The following is a 14,860-nucleotide window of genomic DNA, read 5'->3' as shown; positions in this document are numbered from 1 at the left end:
CCCTTAGCTACTAAGACCATTTATGCTGAGGCGGCTGATACTGCTGTAATTCCTGCAGCAGTGCTTCGGGCTGATCAGCCCGAATCAGCATATTGGCATGCACAGGCTTCAGAAAACCGGCCTCTGTCATGTTTGTTATCATCTGCAGCAGCGGATCATAAAAGCCGTTCACATTGTAAAAAGCACAGGGCTTGCTGTGATACCCCAGTTGCGCCCAGGTCCAGGATTCAAAAATTTCTTCAAGCGTTCCAGCACCACCTGGCATGGCAACGAAGGCATCAGCCAACTGGGCCATTTTAGCCTTGCGCTCATGCATATCCGCCACCACAAATAACTCCGTTAAGCCAGTGTGTGCCAACTCCTTGGATTGTAGCGATACCGGAATAACACCATACACCTGCCCACCAGCATCCATGACGGCGTCAGCAATGACGCCCATCAGACCGACTTTACCGCCACCATAAACCAACGCAACCTGCCGCTCAGCGAAATACTGTCCCAGCGCTCTGGCTGCATGGGTATACACCGGATCAAGGCCTGCACTGGAGCCGCAAAATACCGCAATTTTCATAAACTCATTCCTTTAGCTTCATACAAACTGGTATGGGTCTCCGGCTTTGGCCAGCCTACCCAATGGCGAATTATCTAAGCATGTGGTTCAGTTGAAATCAACACAGACTTTGTCTCCCGACAGCAAGCCGGTTATCATCCTGCCAGCTATCCCACCATCACCAGCCTGCAGGAGAGATACCCGGTGTTTCAGTTCGATGCGATCGGTTATGTTCACAGCCCGTTCAAGGAAAAGTTTGGTATTCCCAGACAACCTGGCCTGACGCAGTCACTTCGCACCCGCATCCACCTGCAGCCCCCCTATAATCACCCGGATACCACCAAAGGGTTAACCGACTGCAGTCACATCTGGATTATTTTTGTATTCAATGCCACACAGGATCAGGGCTGGCATGCAACGGTACGTCCTCCACGACTGGGGGGGAATAAGCGCCTGGGCGTCTTTGCCAGCCGCTCCACTTTTCGCCCCAATCCTATCGGCCTTTCGGTGGCCCGGCTGGTAGGTATCACCTACGAAGGTGATGAGCTGATACTGGAAGTGGCGGATGCCGACCTGCTCGATGGCACACCCGTGCTGGATATCAAGCCTTATTTACCCTATGCCGACAGTCTGCCAGAGGCCCACTTCTCCCTGGGCAGCAAGCCCGACCCCCTGGCACTGCCGGTACTATTTTCACCACAGGCCAAAGCCTTCTGTCAGCAGTACCAACAGACTCAAGGTGAGCCACTGCAGGAACAGATCACTGAACTGTTACGCTGCGACCCTAGGCCTGCTTATCAAACCAGCAGTGAGCGTGTTTATGGCATGCGTTTGCATGAGCTGAACCTACGCTGGTCTGTCAGTGATTCAACCATTCAGGTTATCGACATCCTGCCCGTCACTGCTTAAGCTAGGCACAGGATTACTACCCGCTAATTTCGGAGCACCTATGCCCCAGCCATCTATTCCACTTCAGCAGTTGCTCGACTATGACCGCGAGCATATCTGGCACCCCTACTCATCCATGACCCAACCCACACAGGTGTATGCCGTCAGTTCCGCCTCCGGTGTCAGGCTTCAGTTGAGTGATGGTCGCGAATTGATTGATGGCATGGCCTCCTGGTGGTCGGTGATTCATGGCTATAACCACCCTCGACTGAATCGGGCAGCAAAGAACCAGATCGACTGCATGGCGCATGTAATGTTTGGCGGACTGACACATCAACCCGCCGTAGAGCTGGCACGACGACTGGTAGAGATCACCCCGGAGGGGCTGGAAAAGGTGTTCTTTGCCGACTCCGGCTCAGTCAGTGTGGAGGTGGCGATCAAGATGGCACTACAATACCAGCAGGCCCGTGGAGCCGCACACAAGCAACGCATCATCAGCCTGCGCCGTGGCTATCATGGTGATACCTTTGCCGCCATGTCGGTTTGCGACCCGGTCACAGGCATGCACCAGCTGTTCAGTGGCGCATTGACACAACAGATATTTTTACCCACTCCACAAACCCCGTTTGGCCAGCCCCTGTATGCAGAAGATCTGCAGGCACTGGAGCAAACATTAGCACAACAGCATGATCAGGCGGCGGCGCTGATACTCGAACCGATTGTACAAGGGGCTGGCGGGATGCGTTTTTATTCAGCTGAGTACTTACAAAAAGCCAGAGCCCTCTGTGATCACTATGGGCTACTGTTGATCGCTGATGAGATAGCTACAGGCTTTGGCCGGACCGGCGAGCTGTTTGCCTGCCAACATGCTGATATCAGCCCTGATATCCTCTGCCTGGGCAAGGCGCTGACTGGCGGGTATATGACCCTGGCCGCCACCTTGACCAACCGTCACGTGGCCGAAACCATTTCTAACGGCGGAGCCGGATGCTTTATGCATGGCCCAACCTTTATGGCTAATCCTCTGGCCTGTGCCGTGGCCTGTGAATCGATCGACCTGCTGCTGGAACAGGACTGGCGGGCTACTATTCAACGCCTTGAGCTGGGTTTACGCCAGGGACTGGCTCCCGCCGCTGAGTTTGATTCGGTCGCAGAGGTTCGCTGCCTCGGTGGCATAGGTGTGATTGAACTCCACTCGGCGGTGGATATGCAAACGCTGCAACCGCGCTTTGTTGAACAGGGCGTCTGGGTACGCCCCTTTGGTAAACTGGTGTATATCATGCCCCCCTACATCATGGATGATGCCGATCTGAAGCAGCTATGCTGCGCCATCATTCAGGTAGTGAGTGAGCTATAATATAACCAGATTAAATCGTGTAGTTTTATAGAACTCTGAAGGACACATCATGCCTCGCATTAAAATCGACATGCCTGAAAATTATCTTTTCACCACGGAAATTCCTGTGCGTATTAGTGATATCAATTACGGTGGCCATTTAAGCAATGACGCCATGCTTTCAATTATTCACGAAGCCCGTATCCGTTTTTTAAACCAGTATCAGTATTCCGAACTCGACATTGAGGGCTTCGGTATCATCATGACCGATTCAGCCATAGTTTATAAAGCGGAAGGTTTTCACGGTGATGTTTTACAGGTCAATATAGCGGTAGCCGACTTTAACAAATACGGTTGTGATCTCTACTATCTGCTGGCTAACAAGAAAAATGCCAAAGAAATAGCCCATGCCAAAACCGGCATTGTCTTTTTCGATTATCAGGCACGCAAAGTGGTACCTGTACCAGAAGCCTTCAAAGACCGTATGCTGAAAGAGGCCTGAGCTTATTCATCACCATAGTCATAATGGATATGACTGAGATTTTCAAAGCGGGTGTACTTACCAATAAAGGCCAGGCGCGAAGTCCCTATTGGACCGTTACGCTGCTTACCAATGATGATTTCGGCCACACCTTTCTCGGGGCTATCCTCGTTATAGACTTCATCCCGGTAGATGAACATGATGACGTCAGCATCCTGCTCGATCGCGCCGGATTCCCTGAGATCTGAGTTGACCGGGCGTTTATTGGGGCGATTCTCCAGGCTTCGGTTCAACTGCGACAGCGCCACTACCGGGCACTCCATCTCTTTGGCTAACGCCTTAAGTGAGCGGGATATTTCGGAAATTTCAGCGGTACGCCCCTCTGATTTACCTGTCTTAATCTGCATCAATTGCAGGTAATCGACCATGATCATGCCCAAATCACCCTGTTCACGAAACACGCGACGGGCACGGGTACGCATCTCATTCGGACTGATCCCTGCCGTGTCATCAATAAACAGTGGCTTGCCCTTAAGCATATTCACCGCCGTGGTCAGCTTAGGCCAGTCCTCTTCCAGCAACTGGCCGTTACGTACACGCGTCTGATCAATTTTACCCAGCGATGACAACATACGTGTCACCAGCTGATCGGCGGGCATCTCCAGGCTGAATACCAGCACAGGTCGCTGCGTGCCCATCAGCGCATTTTCAACCAGGTTCATGGCAAAGGTGGTTTTACCCATTGAGGGTCTGGCCGCTACAATGATCAGATCTGACTTTTGCAACCCGCCAGTACGGGTATCCAGTTCATCAAATCCAGTGGTGACGCCCGTCAAAGCGTCGGCATTATTGAACAGGTGGTCAATACGTTCAACTGCACGCTTGAGCAGGGGGTTAATCGGTTCCGGACCACTTTGATTCGGGCGATTTTCAGCAATTTGAAAGATTTTCTGCTCAGCTTCGTTGAGAATCTCATCAGAAGCCCGGCCCTGGGGCTGAAAAGCGCTGTCGGCAATTTCATTGGCCACATGGATCATCTGACGCAACAAGGCCCGATCACGTACTATTTCAGCATAAGCACGAATATTGCTGGTACTGGGTGTATTACGCGCCAGTTCGACCAGATACTCTAAACCACCTGCACGCTCCAGCTCGCCACCACGATCCAGCTCTTCTGACAGGGTGACTACATCGAATGGACGACTGTCATCGACCAGTTTTTGCAGCATCCGGAACAGCATGCGGTGCTCGGAACGATAAAAGTGGCTGTCGACAAGAATTTCGGAAACGCTATCCCATGCCTGATTATCCAGCATCAAGCCACCCAGCACAGACTGCTCGGCTTCTAGCGAAAAAGGTGGGGTTTTAGCCTGGACGAGAGCGTCCTGGTGCTGTTCAGCAAAATCCATAGTCTTATCTATACCGGTAGGCGGTGAAAACAAGGCTGCATTTTAGCTGGATTGGTTTCGCGGGTACAGCGAACTAAGGCAGAAACGCCTGTCTGGATAAACCAGACAGGCATTCAGTAAGCAGAATTACTCAGCAGCAACTGTCAGGGTAATAGTGACAGTGACTTCTGGGTGAAGCTGCAGATCAACGGCGTATTCACCGATATGACGGATCGTACCTTCCGGTAAACGCACTTCACTTTTATCCACGGCATGACCGGTTTCAGTCAGCGCGTCAGCAATATCACGTGTGCCGATAGAACCGAACAGCTTGCCTTCTTCGCCAGCTTTGCTGACCATAGTCAGGTGAGCTTCGTTCAGGGTTTCACCACGCTCCTGCGCTTCAGCCAGCTTAGCAGCAGCGGCAGCTTCCAGCTCAGCACGACGCTCTTCAAACTTTGTCACGTTAGCAGCCGTAGCCGCAACCGCTTTACCCTGGGGCACCAGGTAGTTACGTCCGTAGCCGCCTTTTACAGCCACTTTGTCACCCAGCTTACCTAACTTACCAATATTTTCGAGCAGAATAACTTCCATCTCGTAAACCTCTTGTTTCTGCAGTAATTGCAGTGTCTTAATTCTTTGCTGGTAGCCTTGCCCGAAGATCCATCAGTGAATCAATCAGCGCAAGAATCACCAACAATGTAACCATATAGGGACCGACAAAAATCAGTGACAGGTAAAATGCTGCCAGCCAGCTGTTGCTCAATCCCCGCTTAGAAACCAGTCCATGTATCAGTGCAATGCCTGCTACCAATAAGGGCAACAGCAGTAATGTAAACCAGCGCGACATATCCATTCCGGTAACCTGTCCGGACAGCAGCAATGCAATCAGTGCAATCGCAGCAGCCGACGGCAGCCTCAACTGGTGAAACTCCTGCCGAAAACCACCCGGATTAAACAAGGTGGCTTGCCAGCTTCGCGCCAACATCAGACAGCCCAACATGGTGGCGGTCTGAAAGGCACTAACCACGCCCAGCAACAAAGTACGGATATCTATATCCGACCAGGCCTGCAAGGCAATTGCATTCGACGCACGGCGCTCGTTGACCATCTCCTGAACAGTGATAGCAATCTGATTTAACAAATCACCCAACCCGACATCCAGAATAACACTGACTACGACCCCTATGGGCAGCAACGCCAGCACTACCTTTTGCCAGGACACTGTCTGTCGCAGTAAGACAGCCAATAGATATGTCCCGGATATGACCACTAGAGCCGAGGGATCACCGGATAACATCCAGAAAAAACTCGGCAATAATGCCCAGATCAACAGCTTTACACCCTCTGAGACACCCTTACGCAGGGTGATCAGAGCAACCCCGGCTGCACTAATCCAGTAAAGCAGAGGCAACATGGCAGTAATCAGTACCACCATGACCGCCTGACTGCGGCCCCTCATCAGCGTTTCAGCCAGGGCTCGCACGACGGTTACCCGCTACTTACTCGTGACCGTCAGTGTACGGCAGCAACGCAATGTAACGGGCACGCTTGATAGCGGTTGCCAGCTGACGCTGGTAACGTGCTTTAGTGCCTGTAATGCGGCTAGGTACAATCTTACCGGTTTCAGTAATATAAGCTTTCAGAGTTTCCAGATCCTTGTAATCGATCTGAGAGACGCCTTCTGCGGTGAAACGACAGAACTTGCGACGACGGAAAAAACGTGCCATTTCCTTTCTCCTGTTAATTCAAATTAATCTTCAGCAGTTTCCTGCTCTTTCTCATCAGCAGACTCGTCATCTTCACGAGGCTGACGTTCAGAGCGCTCTTCACGGCGAGGCTTACGCTCTTCGCGTGACTCAGCTGCCTTGACAGGAGAAACTTCAGTTACGGCTTCCTTACAACGCAGAATCATGCTTCTTAGCACCGCATCGTTGTAACGGAACAGACTTTCCAGCTCATCCAGGGTTTCCTGGTTGCATTCAATGTTCATCAGAACATAGTGGGCTTTATGAGCATTATTGATCGGGTAAGCCATCTGACGACGACCCCAGTCTTCAAGGCGATGAATCGTGCCTTCAGCACCTTCGATCAAGTTTTTGTAGCGCTCCAGCATAGCTGGAACCTGCTCGCTCTGATTCGGATGAACCAGAAATACGATTTCATAATGACGCATTTTTGCTCCTTACGGTTTTGCAGCCCCCAGATCATTTCATATGATTGAAAGCAAGGAGTTGAACAAATAAAACGGAGTCAGGATTATACGCGTCTATTGACGCAACCACAATCCCGTGTTTAGGCTATTTCATAACTATGTGTGATCTCCACACCGCCACGCTCCAACATCAAGGACGCAGAACAGTATTGCTCAGCAGATAGGCGAACGGCACGCTCCACCTGTGTCGGTTTCAAATTCTCACCCGTCACCACAAAATGCACATGAATTTTAGTGAACACGGCGGGCACTGTATCGGCCCGCTCCGAGGTAATTTCAGCACGACAGTCTGTAACCTGCTGACGGGATTTCTTCAAAATCTGCACCACATCATAGCTGGTGCAACCACCCAGCCCAAGCAGCATCAGCTCCATCGGACGCGGACCCTGCTGCTGATCCGCATCGATCATTACCTCAAAACCACTGCCACTAGTGCCTTTAAAACGCAGTTCACCATCCCACTGTATACTGGCTTTCATTGATCACTTATCCTCTTAAATCGACCCGATCAGTCAAACAGCGCCCGTAGTTTTTCGCCTGGATCGGTGGCACGCATAAATGCCTCCCCAACCAGAAAGCCTTGTACGCCACGCTCGCGCATTTGCGCCACATCATCAGGTGTATTGATACCACTTTCAGTAACCACCAGACGATCTGCCGGAATAGACTCTAGCAGATCAAAGGTATTATTCAGCGTCACATCGAAACTATGCAGATCCCGGTTATTAATACCTAACAGACGGGTATTCAACGGCAAAGCTCGCTGTAATTCATCAGCCCCATGGACTTCAACCAGCACATCCATTCCCAACTGCTGCGTCAGATCAGATAGCTCACGCAACTGTACGTCACTCAACGCGGCAACGATTAACAGAATACAGTCAGCACCTAACGCCCGAGCTTCATAGATCTGATAGGGATCGACAATAAAGTCCTTGCGGATTACCGGCAAGGCACAGGCTGCCCGAGCCAACTGCAGATTACGGTCCGATCCCATAAAAAAGTCCTGATCCGTCAGTACCGATAAACAACTGGCACCTGCCGCAGCATAACTTCGGGCGATCGCAGCCGGATCAAAATCTTCACGAATAACACCTTTGGACGGACTCGCTTTCTTAGCCTCGGCTATGATGGCCGCACGCCCTTGCTCAATAGCCGCTTCCAGTGCCGCTACAAAACCCCGCGGATCAGTTTCACTGCCACGTTGCGCCTCAATACGCGCTTGTAGCTGCGCAATAGAAATTTGCGCGAGCCGCTCCGCAACCTCTTCATGTTTACGGGCAATAATTTTTTTCAAAATAGTAGGAGTCGCGTTCATGAGCCTGCCTTAACATACTGCTGACTGAAGTGCGCCAGTGCTTCCATTTTTTTCAATGCACAACCATTCAACATAAGTTCCATCGCCCTGGCAACACCCGCTTTATGAGACTCAGCCTCTCCGGCCAGCCAGATGGCGGCGCCGGCATTTAATGCAATAATTGACCGTGCTTTTTCAGCTATAGGCGACATATCTCCGGAAAAAGCCGCACGTATCAGGTTCAACGAATCCAGGGCCGTGTCAACTTCCAGCCCGATCAGACTCTGACTATTAACGCCCAGTTTTTCCGGTGTAATGCTGTACTCGATTATAAATCCATCTTTCAACTCAGCCACATGCGTCGCCGTAGCCAGACTGATCTCATCCAAGCCATCATCAGCATGCACTACCATCACCTGCTCGGCGCCCAACTGCTGCATCACTTCCGCCATCGGACGACACAAGGGCTTACTGAATACCCCAATAACCAGCCGCTTAACACCTGCCGGATTGGTCATAGGCCCCAGAATATTGAAGATTGTCCGGATACCCAAGGCCTTACGCACACCTATAGCATGACGCATCGCTCCATGATGCGCAGGCGCAAACATAAAGCCCACCCCAACCTGATCTATACAGGCCGCAACCTGAACGGCATCCAGATTCAGATTGACGCCAGCGGCTTCCAACAAATCGGCACTGCCGCTACTGGAGGAAACGGCACGATTACCATGTTTGGCTACACAGGCACCCGCCGCTGAAGCCACGAAGGCCGAAGCAGAAGAAATGTTGAACAGATTGGCACCATCACCACCAGTACCCACAATGTCCACCAGATTCGGCGACTCAGGCTTAACTGGTGTTGCCAGTTCGCGCATCACCTGCGCGGCACCGGCAATTTCATCAATCGATTCACTTTTCATGCGCAAAGCCACCAGGAAAGCACCCATCTGCGCTTCATTACACTGACCGGTCATGATCTGACGCATGACATCCACCATCTGCGCACGACTGAGATCCAAGTGATCCACTACCCAGCTCAGTGCTTCTTGTATATGCATCTTTCTATCTCTCCTATCAGGAAACAGCAGCAACAGGCTGCTGTAGAAAATTGGCCAGTAGCGCGTGCCCCTGCTGCGTCAAAATAGCTTCAGGGTGAAACTGCACACCTTCAACAGCCAGATAGTTATGTCTGACTGCCATAATTTCATCCCTTCGCCCGTCATCATGCTGTGTCCAGGCCGTCACTTCCAGGCAAGCTGGCAAACAATCAGGATCCAATACCAGTGAATGGTAACGGGCAACCTGAAATGGATTGGGCAACCCCCGAAACACACCTTGACCGGCATGATATACAGCTGATGTTTTACCATGCATCACCTGCCGCGCCCGTATAACTTGTCCACCGAAGGCTTGTCCAATACTCTGATGCCCGAGACAAACCCCAAGTACGGGTATTCGACCAGCAAAGTGCTCTATCGCAGCCACAGAAATACCCGCTTCGGTCGGGGTGCAGGGTCCGGGTGAAATCAACAGACAGTCAGGTGAACGATCCGCAATGCCCGACAGGGTGATTTTATCATTACGAACCACCTCAACCGTCTGACCCAGTTCACGCAGGTAGCGCACCAGGTTCCAGGTAAAACTGTCATAGTTATCGATCACTAGCAGCATGCTTGCACCATCAAACCACCACCTACAAAATGCTGAAACAGCCCTGCCTGAACTGAAACACGCTAGAATAGTGCAAACGCTGTAACACCGAAACCCTTTACACGCTTTTGCGCTGACTGGTTCATGTTACAGTCAGCTAACTTATTGATAATTTATTATAGCAATTTCTTCTTACAGTGAGCAGGACCTTCTTATGTCAGCAATACTTCCCCATGCCAAACGTCAACAGGCAGGCTTTTACATTACGCTCTTGCTGCTCCTGCTATTGAGCGGCTGCACAACCTCGCCCACCGGACGCTCACAATTCACCATGTTCAGTGAGCAGCAGATGGCCAGTATTGGCCAGGCTAACTTCGAGCAAATGAAGCAAGAAGAAAAAATTTATCGCCATTCGCCGACACAGAACTACGTACAATGTGTTTCAAATGCACTTTTCGCCGTCAGTGGCACTCCAGGCAGCTGGGAAGTCGTAGTGTTTGACGATGACAGTCCAAACGCCTTCGCGCTACCTGGTCAGAAAATTGGCGTCTATCGCGGCATGTTCAGCGTAGCGGACACCCCCGCCAGACTCGCCGCGGTTATCGGTCACGAAATTGCACATGTACAGGCAAGGCATGGTAACGAGCGCGCCAGCTCAAACCTGGCAACGCAAATGGGGCTGACTCTGGCAAGTGCGGCTCTAGCAACTCAGGATGGATCGGATGCCCGCATTATGGCGGCATTGGGGCTGGGAGCTCAAGTGGGCATTTTGCTGCCCTTCTCCCGTCAACATGAGTCTGAAGCCGACCTGATCGGACTGGACTTAATGGCCAGAGCGGGATTTGATCCGCGTGAAAGCATCACACTGTGGGAAAATATGCGCAGCAAAGCCAGCAACAACTCGATCGAATTTTTGTCTACGCATCCAGGGCACGCTTCTCGCATTCGCTCTTTGCAGAATGCTATGCCAACTGCATTACAAACCTATCAAGCCGCTTTACGCCAAGGTCGACGTCCCCAGTGCTCTGCACCATGACACCAACCCCTAACAAAACGACCGCCACAAGGGCGGTCGTTTTAACTGCTAAGCGGATGTATACTTCTATCAATCACGCAAAATGGATACGTCTTCAGCCTGCAAGCCCTTATCGCTTTGACGCACATAGAACTTAACTCGCTGACCCTCATTCAATGAACGATGACCCCGTCCGCGGATATTTCTAAAATGTACGAAGACATCATCACCATTTTCACGGGTGATGAAACCAAAGCCTTTAGACACATTAAACCACTTAACACTACCCGCTTCACGGTCGTCATTCTCACTGATATAGTCATCGTCCTCATCATCCAACTGGGCATTAGCCGGACGAGTGGATTGAGAAACAGACCCTAAACTGACAGATGCACTCAGTATAAAGCCAGCAATCAGTGCCAACACAAAAGCAACCGCAGTAACAACCCACAGATTACCTGAATACGCCTGTGCAAGACCGGCACCGGCTGCGACAATAACAGCAAAAATGATCGTTTTTATCAATTGATTACCACTCATTTATCTTATCTCTTTCACTTTTCACAACAGATTAATTATATTCATCAAGCGGCCAGGGCAAGATTCCTTCTTTACTAACAAAACTTCCTTAAACCGCCAAACGAACAAGATATATATTATTTTGCGCTTTTTTTCAATGCGTTATACATAAGAAGCCAGACTTAGTACAATATTAGCCCAGCCATCCCTGACACAGGAGAGCCATACCATGTCAGATTCAACGCCGCTACACAACCTGGAAGCCCGTGTCGCCTTTCAGGAAGAGGCCATAGATCAGCTCAGCAACACCTTAGCCAGACAGGAACTGGATCTGGAAAAAATGTCGCGCATGATTCATCATCTCAGTCAACGGATCAAAGAACTCAGTGACGGCAACCCGCTGGGTGAAGATAACCAGCCACCCCCGCACTATTGAGCTCAACATGACAATCCGCACCACAATCTACCGTTTACTGCTGAAGCTCCTGATCCGTGATCGGGTAACCGGCAGCGGCATATTAAATCAGCATCCGGACACCATCTATGTGTTGGAAAAACCCTTCACAGCAGACAGATTGATACTGGAAAACCGCTTCAGAAAACTGCACAGCAATTACCGTGCAGAGCAATTGACAGCCGTAGACAATCAGAATCCCGAGGCACTGCGCCTGCAGATCGAGAATCTCACCGCACTGCAACGTAATGAACCAGACCGCGATATTCGCCTGCAACCGGTCATGGTGCTGGCAGGCCACATGCCGGCTAATGACAAGCCATTGTTCCGATCATCCCTGTCTGAAAGCTGGGCCAGCAGCGGCAGCGCTCTGCGCTTATTTAAACTGTTGATCAATGGTCGCTCCACCCTGGTTCGCATTGATGAACCCCTGGTATTAAGCGACTTAATTAAACCCGGCATCAGTGACAGCGAGGTTGCCCGACGAGCAGTCTGGGTTTTGCGGACACATTTTCAGCGCTGTCGCCAGGCCATTCTTGGCCCGGACCTCTCACACCGCCGCACCCTGATGCAGCAGGTGCTTGACGCAGCAGATGTTGGCCAGGCCATTACTGAAGCCGCCCTGCGCCAGGGTATCTCACCGCTGAAAATGGAACGGCAACTGACCGAAGTCCTCAGCAAGATCATGGCTGACTTCAACCCACCCACTGCTCGAATCCTTAATCGCTTGATCAGTTTTTTGCTCGGACGCCTGTTCAGCCGCATCAATATTCAAGGCACAGAACAGATTCAGCAACTGGCGCTGACCCACAACCTCGTTTATCTGCCCTGCCACCGCAGCCATCTTGACTACATTCTGCTGTCCTGGTTGCTCTATCGTCATGGCCTGATGGTGCCCCACGTTGTTGCCGGTGACAATCTGGATATGCCACTTATTGGCAATCTACTGCGCCGTGGCGGGGCTATATTTATGCGCCGCCGCTTCCGTGATGACCCGCTGTATACCACCGTATTCAGGCGCTATATGATTCTAATGATGCACCGTGGTCATAGCATAGAATATTTCATGGAGGGCGGTCGTAGCCGTAGTGGACGCTTACTCTCGCCCAAAGCTGGACTCCTTAAAATGACCCTGGAAGCCTGGACACAAGACCCTGCCCGCCCCATAGCACTCATTCCGGTTGCCATCAGCTACGACCGGCTGGTAGAGGGCCGCAGCTATCAGCACGAGCTGTCAGGCGCCGGTAAGGTTCGGGAAAACCTTCTGAGTACGATCAAATCATTACGTATCCTGTTTCAGCGCTATGGTGAAGTAAGCATCAGTTTTGCCCAACCCATCAAACTCGAACAACACCCGGACACCTCACTGGATCTACAGGTTCATCATTTGAGCCAACAAGTGATGGAACGTATTAATGATACGTTTATGCCATCACAAATCTCTCTGATCGCCAGCCTGCTACTCTCTGCGCCTGGACAGCAAATGCGGGAAGCCGACCTGCTGGTACGGCTGGAAGAACTCAGCAGGCTACTCAAACAAAGTGGCTCAAACTTACCCAACAGCCCTCCCGGAGACTGGATCAAAGCTGCGGTACAGCGCAAACAAATTACCCGGGGACAGAATGCCGTTTCCTTGTCGCCAGAACAGGCCACCGAGCTCACTTTTTATCGTAACATGCTGATACACAAGCTGATTATACCTGGCCTGGTGTTGCTGTTTCAGCGCCGCTTACGCCACTCTGGCACCAGCACACAAACTCGCCTTATCAGAGCACTTTATCCTTATATCCGCGCAGAACTAAGCCTTCCTGATCCACATCAGAATCAGGATCTGCTACTGATCCGAAAAACCCGTGAAAACCTAATTCAACAACAACTTATGTCGACTGTAGATACATCGCCACCACCGCTGAGTGCACACTTGATACGCCTCGCAGAACCGGTATTGTTACGTCAATATTTACTTATACGGGTACTTGTTCAACTGCAGCAAACGACCGAGACAGAGCTGATGGAAACCACCCGCGAACTGGCTCTGCACTTGCATCAGGAATATGGCTATGCGGCACCGGAATATGCCGACCGAAGAGTATTTGAAGACATCACAACGCAACTGCTCAATCAGGGCCTGATACTGGGAGAGACGGATAAATTAACGCCGGCTCACCAACTCAGTAGCTTGATACGGCTGGGTAAAAAGCTCCTACCGGATAGTCTGATAAACAAAGCGGATAACTGGCTGACTAAAGGACGACTGGTTTAGAAGAGTTTTTTCAGACTATAAATATCGTAACGACTGCTTTTTCCTTCCAGCCGATAGGCGGGTTCATGCTCCATCAGACAAGGGGCTTTACGTGGGCGCTTCACCACAACACGGCACTGGGCTATCGCCAGTGCCGCGTCCAGCAATCCATCGGCATCAGCATCATCACCCACCAAATCCCTGAATAGCAACATCTCTTTCTTGACCAGCGCTGCTTTTTCCCGATGTGGAAACATGGGGTCGAGATAAACCACCTGCGGTCGTTCAGATGCTGGCAACCTGGCCTGGTGACCTAGCCAGTCCAAAGCATCCGAATGCACCAAAGCCATGCGTGCGATAATATTCTGCAGATCAGGATGCTCAGCTGCACGCACCAGTCCATCGTCCAACAACAGATGTACCAGCGCAGAGCGCTCGACCATCTGCACCTGACAGCCAAGGCTTGCCAACACAAACGCATCACGTCCCAGACCCGCAGTGACGTCAGCCACACTCGGCCGAATACCTTTGGCGATGCCACAAGCCTTGGCAATCATCTGTCCCTGACCGCCGCCAAATTGACGACGATGCGCCACGGCACCACTGACAAAATCAGCCCGTACTGGCCCCGGAGGTTTTTTACCACACATCTGCAAGGCAAGGCCCGATGCATCACAAAGCAACAGGTAAGCGAAGGGTAGATCCTGCAAAGACACTACCTGAACCACAGGCACCTTAAGCTGAGCAGCCAGAAGTTCAGCTCGGGCAGCAAAGGCAGGCTCCTGCCAGCCACAGGCGAGCAAGGCTTGATCTAATTGCACT

General features: G+C 51.3%; 18 protein-coding genes. 6 read left to right on the top strand and 12 right to left on the bottom strand.

What is annotated here, in order from left to right; genetic code table 11:
* Window positions 1-10: 10 nt before the first annotated feature.
* Window positions 11-571 (bottom strand): LOG family protein, encoded by a 561-nt coding sequence (locus tag F5I99_RS03335; protein ID WP_151053645.1) that lies wholly within the window; start codon window positions 569-571, stop codon window positions 11-13.
* Window positions 572-754: 183 nt separating this feature from the next.
* On the opposite strand from F5I99_RS03335, the gene tsaA reads away from it, so the two are divergent.
* The 3 genes from tsaA to F5I99_RS03320 are packed head-to-tail and all read left to right on the top strand — an operon-like array spanning window position 755 to window position 3,276.
* On the top strand, window positions 755-1,459 hold the full coding sequence (gene tsaA, locus F5I99_RS03330) for a tRNA (N6-threonylcarbamoyladenosine(37)-N6)-methyltransferase TrmO (RefSeq protein WP_151053644.1): 705 nt from the start codon (window positions 755-757) through the stop codon (window positions 1,457-1,459).
* 40 nt (window positions 1,460-1,499) lie between these two features.
* Window positions 1,500-2,795, top strand: a complete 1,296-nt coding sequence (gene bioA, locus F5I99_RS03325; protein ID WP_151053643.1) for an adenosylmethionine--8-amino-7-oxononanoate transaminase — start codon at window positions 1,500-1,502, stop codon at window positions 2,793-2,795.
* 49 nt (window positions 2,796-2,844) lie between these two features.
* Entirely contained in the window at window positions 2,845-3,276 is a 432-nt protein-coding gene (locus tag F5I99_RS03320; RefSeq protein ID WP_151053642.1) for an acyl-CoA thioesterase, read from the top strand.
* 2 nt (window positions 3,277-3,278) lie between these two features.
* On the opposite strand, the gene dnaB is transcribed toward F5I99_RS03320, so the two are convergent.
* The 9 genes from dnaB to F5I99_RS03275 all read right to left on the bottom strand — a co-directional run bounded on the left by dnaB (window position 3,279) and on the right by F5I99_RS03275 (window position 9,829).
* Complete coding sequence (gene dnaB / locus F5I99_RS03315; RefSeq protein WP_151053641.1) at window positions 3,279-4,664, bottom strand: replicative DNA helicase; 1,386 nt, start codon at window positions 4,662-4,664, stop codon at window positions 3,279-3,281.
* A gap of 126 nt (window positions 4,665-4,790) precedes the next feature.
* A complete protein-coding gene (gene rplI, locus F5I99_RS03310; RefSeq protein ID WP_151053640.1) occupies window positions 4,791-5,237 on the bottom strand; it encodes a 50S ribosomal protein L9 in 447 nt (148 codons plus the stop codon).
* 37 nt (window positions 5,238-5,274) lie between these two features.
* The gene (locus F5I99_RS03305) at window positions 5,275-6,105 is read right to left on the bottom strand and encodes a hypothetical protein (protein ID WP_225307528.1); all 831 of its coding nucleotides are present in this window, start codon (window positions 6,103-6,105) and stop codon (window positions 5,275-5,277) included.
* Window positions 6,106-6,145: 40 nt separating this feature from the next.
* Window positions 6,146-6,373 (bottom strand): 30S ribosomal protein S18, encoded by a 228-nt coding sequence (gene rpsR, locus F5I99_RS03300; protein WP_036547161.1) that lies wholly within the window; start codon window positions 6,371-6,373, stop codon window positions 6,146-6,148.
* A gap of 23 nt (window positions 6,374-6,396) precedes the next feature.
* Window positions 6,397-6,819, bottom strand: a complete 423-nt coding sequence (gene rpsF / locus F5I99_RS03295; protein ID WP_151053638.1) for a 30S ribosomal protein S6 — start codon at window positions 6,817-6,819, stop codon at window positions 6,397-6,399.
* Window positions 6,820-6,938: 119 nt separating this feature from the next.
* Entirely contained in the window at window positions 6,939-7,337 is a 399-nt protein-coding gene (locus F5I99_RS03290; RefSeq protein ID WP_151053637.1) for an OsmC family protein, read from the bottom strand.
* Window positions 7,338-7,366: 29 nt separating this feature from the next.
* Window positions 7,367-8,176 carry an indole-3-glycerol phosphate synthase TrpC gene (gene trpC / locus F5I99_RS03285; protein ID WP_151053636.1) on the bottom strand — a complete coding sequence of 270 codons (810 nt, stop codon included), beginning with the start codon at window positions 8,174-8,176 and terminating at the stop codon, window positions 7,367-7,369.
* Window positions 8,173-9,216, bottom strand: coding sequence for an anthranilate phosphoribosyltransferase (gene trpD / locus F5I99_RS03280; protein WP_151053635.1), 1,044 nt, complete (start codon window positions 9,214-9,216; stop codon window positions 8,173-8,175). The genes trpC and trpD overlap by 4 nt, the downstream gene beginning before the upstream one ends.
* A gap of 16 nt (window positions 9,217-9,232) precedes the next feature.
* Window positions 9,233-9,829 carry an anthranilate synthase component II gene (locus F5I99_RS03275; RefSeq protein ID WP_151053634.1) on the bottom strand — a complete coding sequence of 199 codons (597 nt, stop codon included), beginning with the start codon at window positions 9,827-9,829 and terminating at the stop codon, window positions 9,233-9,235.
* A gap of 193 nt (window positions 9,830-10,022) precedes the next feature.
* Here F5I99_RS03275 and F5I99_RS03270 point away from each other — a divergent pair, with 193 nt between their 5' ends.
* Window positions 10,023-10,844, top strand: a complete 822-nt coding sequence (locus tag F5I99_RS03270) for a M48 family metallopeptidase (protein WP_151053633.1) — start codon at window positions 10,023-10,025, stop codon at window positions 10,842-10,844.
* Window positions 10,845-10,913: 69 nt separating this feature from the next.
* Here F5I99_RS03270 and F5I99_RS19870 read toward each other — a convergent pair whose 3' ends face one another.
* The gene (locus F5I99_RS19870; protein ID WP_151053632.1) at window positions 10,914-11,363 is read right to left on the bottom strand and encodes a cold-shock protein; all 450 of its coding nucleotides are present in this window, start codon (window positions 11,361-11,363) and stop codon (window positions 10,914-10,916) included.
* A 208-nt stretch (window positions 11,364-11,571) separates the two neighbouring features.
* Here F5I99_RS19870 and F5I99_RS03260 point away from each other — a divergent pair, with 208 nt between their 5' ends.
* On the top strand, window positions 11,572-11,778 hold the full coding sequence (locus F5I99_RS03260; RefSeq protein WP_151053631.1) for a SlyX family protein: 207 nt from the start codon (window positions 11,572-11,574) through the stop codon (window positions 11,776-11,778).
* Window positions 11,779-11,785: 7 nt separating this feature from the next.
* A complete protein-coding gene (locus F5I99_RS03255; RefSeq protein ID WP_151053630.1) occupies window positions 11,786-14,059 on the top strand; it encodes a 1-acyl-sn-glycerol-3-phosphate acyltransferase in 2,274 nt (757 codons plus the stop codon).
* Here the strand turns inward: F5I99_RS03255 and F5I99_RS03250 are convergent.
* Window positions 14,056-14,859 (bottom strand): class I SAM-dependent methyltransferase, encoded by an 804-nt coding sequence (locus F5I99_RS03250; RefSeq protein ID WP_225307527.1) that lies wholly within the window; start codon window positions 14,857-14,859, stop codon window positions 14,056-14,058. The genes F5I99_RS03255 and F5I99_RS03250 overlap by 4 nt on opposite strands.
* Window position 14,860 lies beyond the last annotated feature (1 nt).

It is taken from the genome of Nitrincola iocasae (assembly GCF_008727795.1).
Taxonomy (GTDB): Bacteria; Pseudomonadota; Gammaproteobacteria; order Pseudomonadales; family Balneatricaceae; genus Nitrincola; species Nitrincola iocasae.
This window is presented reverse-complemented; position numbering and strand designations above follow the sequence as displayed.

Excerpts from the sequence above, each read along its gene's own strand:
- F5I99_RS03290 (WP_151053637.1), bottom strand. The coding sequence starts at position 7,337 with ATGAAAGCCAGTATACAGTGGGATGGTGAACTGCGTTTTAAAGGCACT.
- F5I99_RS03305 (WP_225307528.1), bottom strand. The coding sequence starts at position 6,105 with ATGAGGGGCCGCAGTCAGGCGGTCATGGTGGTACTGATTACTGCCATG.
- rpsR (WP_036547161.1), bottom strand. The coding sequence starts at position 6,373 with ATGGCACGTTTTTTCCGTCGTCGCAAGTTCTGTCGTTTCACCGCAGAA.
- F5I99_RS19870 (WP_151053632.1), bottom strand. The coding sequence starts at position 11,363 with ATGAGTGGTAATCAATTGATAAAAACGATCATTTTTGCTGTTATTGTC.
- rpsF (WP_151053638.1), bottom strand. The coding sequence starts at position 6,819 with ATGCGTCATTATGAAATCGTATTTCTGGTTCATCCGAATCAGAGCGAG.
- trpC (WP_151053636.1), bottom strand. The coding sequence starts at position 8,176 with ATGAACGCGACTCCTACTATTTTGAAAAAAATTATTGCCCGTAAACAT.
- bioA (WP_151053643.1), top strand. The coding sequence starts at position 1,500 with ATGCCCCAGCCATCTATTCCACTTCAGCAGTTGCTCGACTATGACCGC.
- dnaB (WP_151053641.1), bottom strand. The coding sequence starts at position 4,664 with ATGGATTTTGCTGAACAGCACCAGGACGCTCTCGTCCAGGCTAAAACC.
- F5I99_RS03255 (WP_151053630.1), top strand. The coding sequence starts at position 11,786 with ATGACAATCCGCACCACAATCTACCGTTTACTGCTGAAGCTCCTGATC.
- F5I99_RS03320 (WP_151053642.1), top strand. The coding sequence starts at position 2,845 with ATGCCTCGCATTAAAATCGACATGCCTGAAAATTATCTTTTCACCACG.
- F5I99_RS03270 (WP_151053633.1), top strand. The coding sequence starts at position 10,023 with ATGTCAGCAATACTTCCCCATGCCAAACGTCAACAGGCAGGCTTTTAC.
- F5I99_RS03275 (WP_151053634.1), bottom strand. The coding sequence starts at position 9,829 with ATGCTGCTAGTGATCGATAACTATGACAGTTTTACCTGGAACCTGGTG.
- F5I99_RS03335 (WP_151053645.1), bottom strand. The coding sequence starts at position 571 with ATGAAAATTGCGGTATTTTGCGGCTCCAGTGCAGGCCTTGATCCGGTG.
- F5I99_RS03260 (WP_151053631.1), top strand. The coding sequence starts at position 11,572 with ATGTCAGATTCAACGCCGCTACACAACCTGGAAGCCCGTGTCGCCTTT.
- rplI (WP_151053640.1), bottom strand. The coding sequence starts at position 5,237 with ATGGAAGTTATTCTGCTCGAAAATATTGGTAAGTTAGGTAAGCTGGGT.
- trpD (WP_151053635.1), bottom strand. The coding sequence starts at position 9,216 with ATGCATATACAAGAAGCACTGAGCTGGGTAGTGGATCACTTGGATCTC.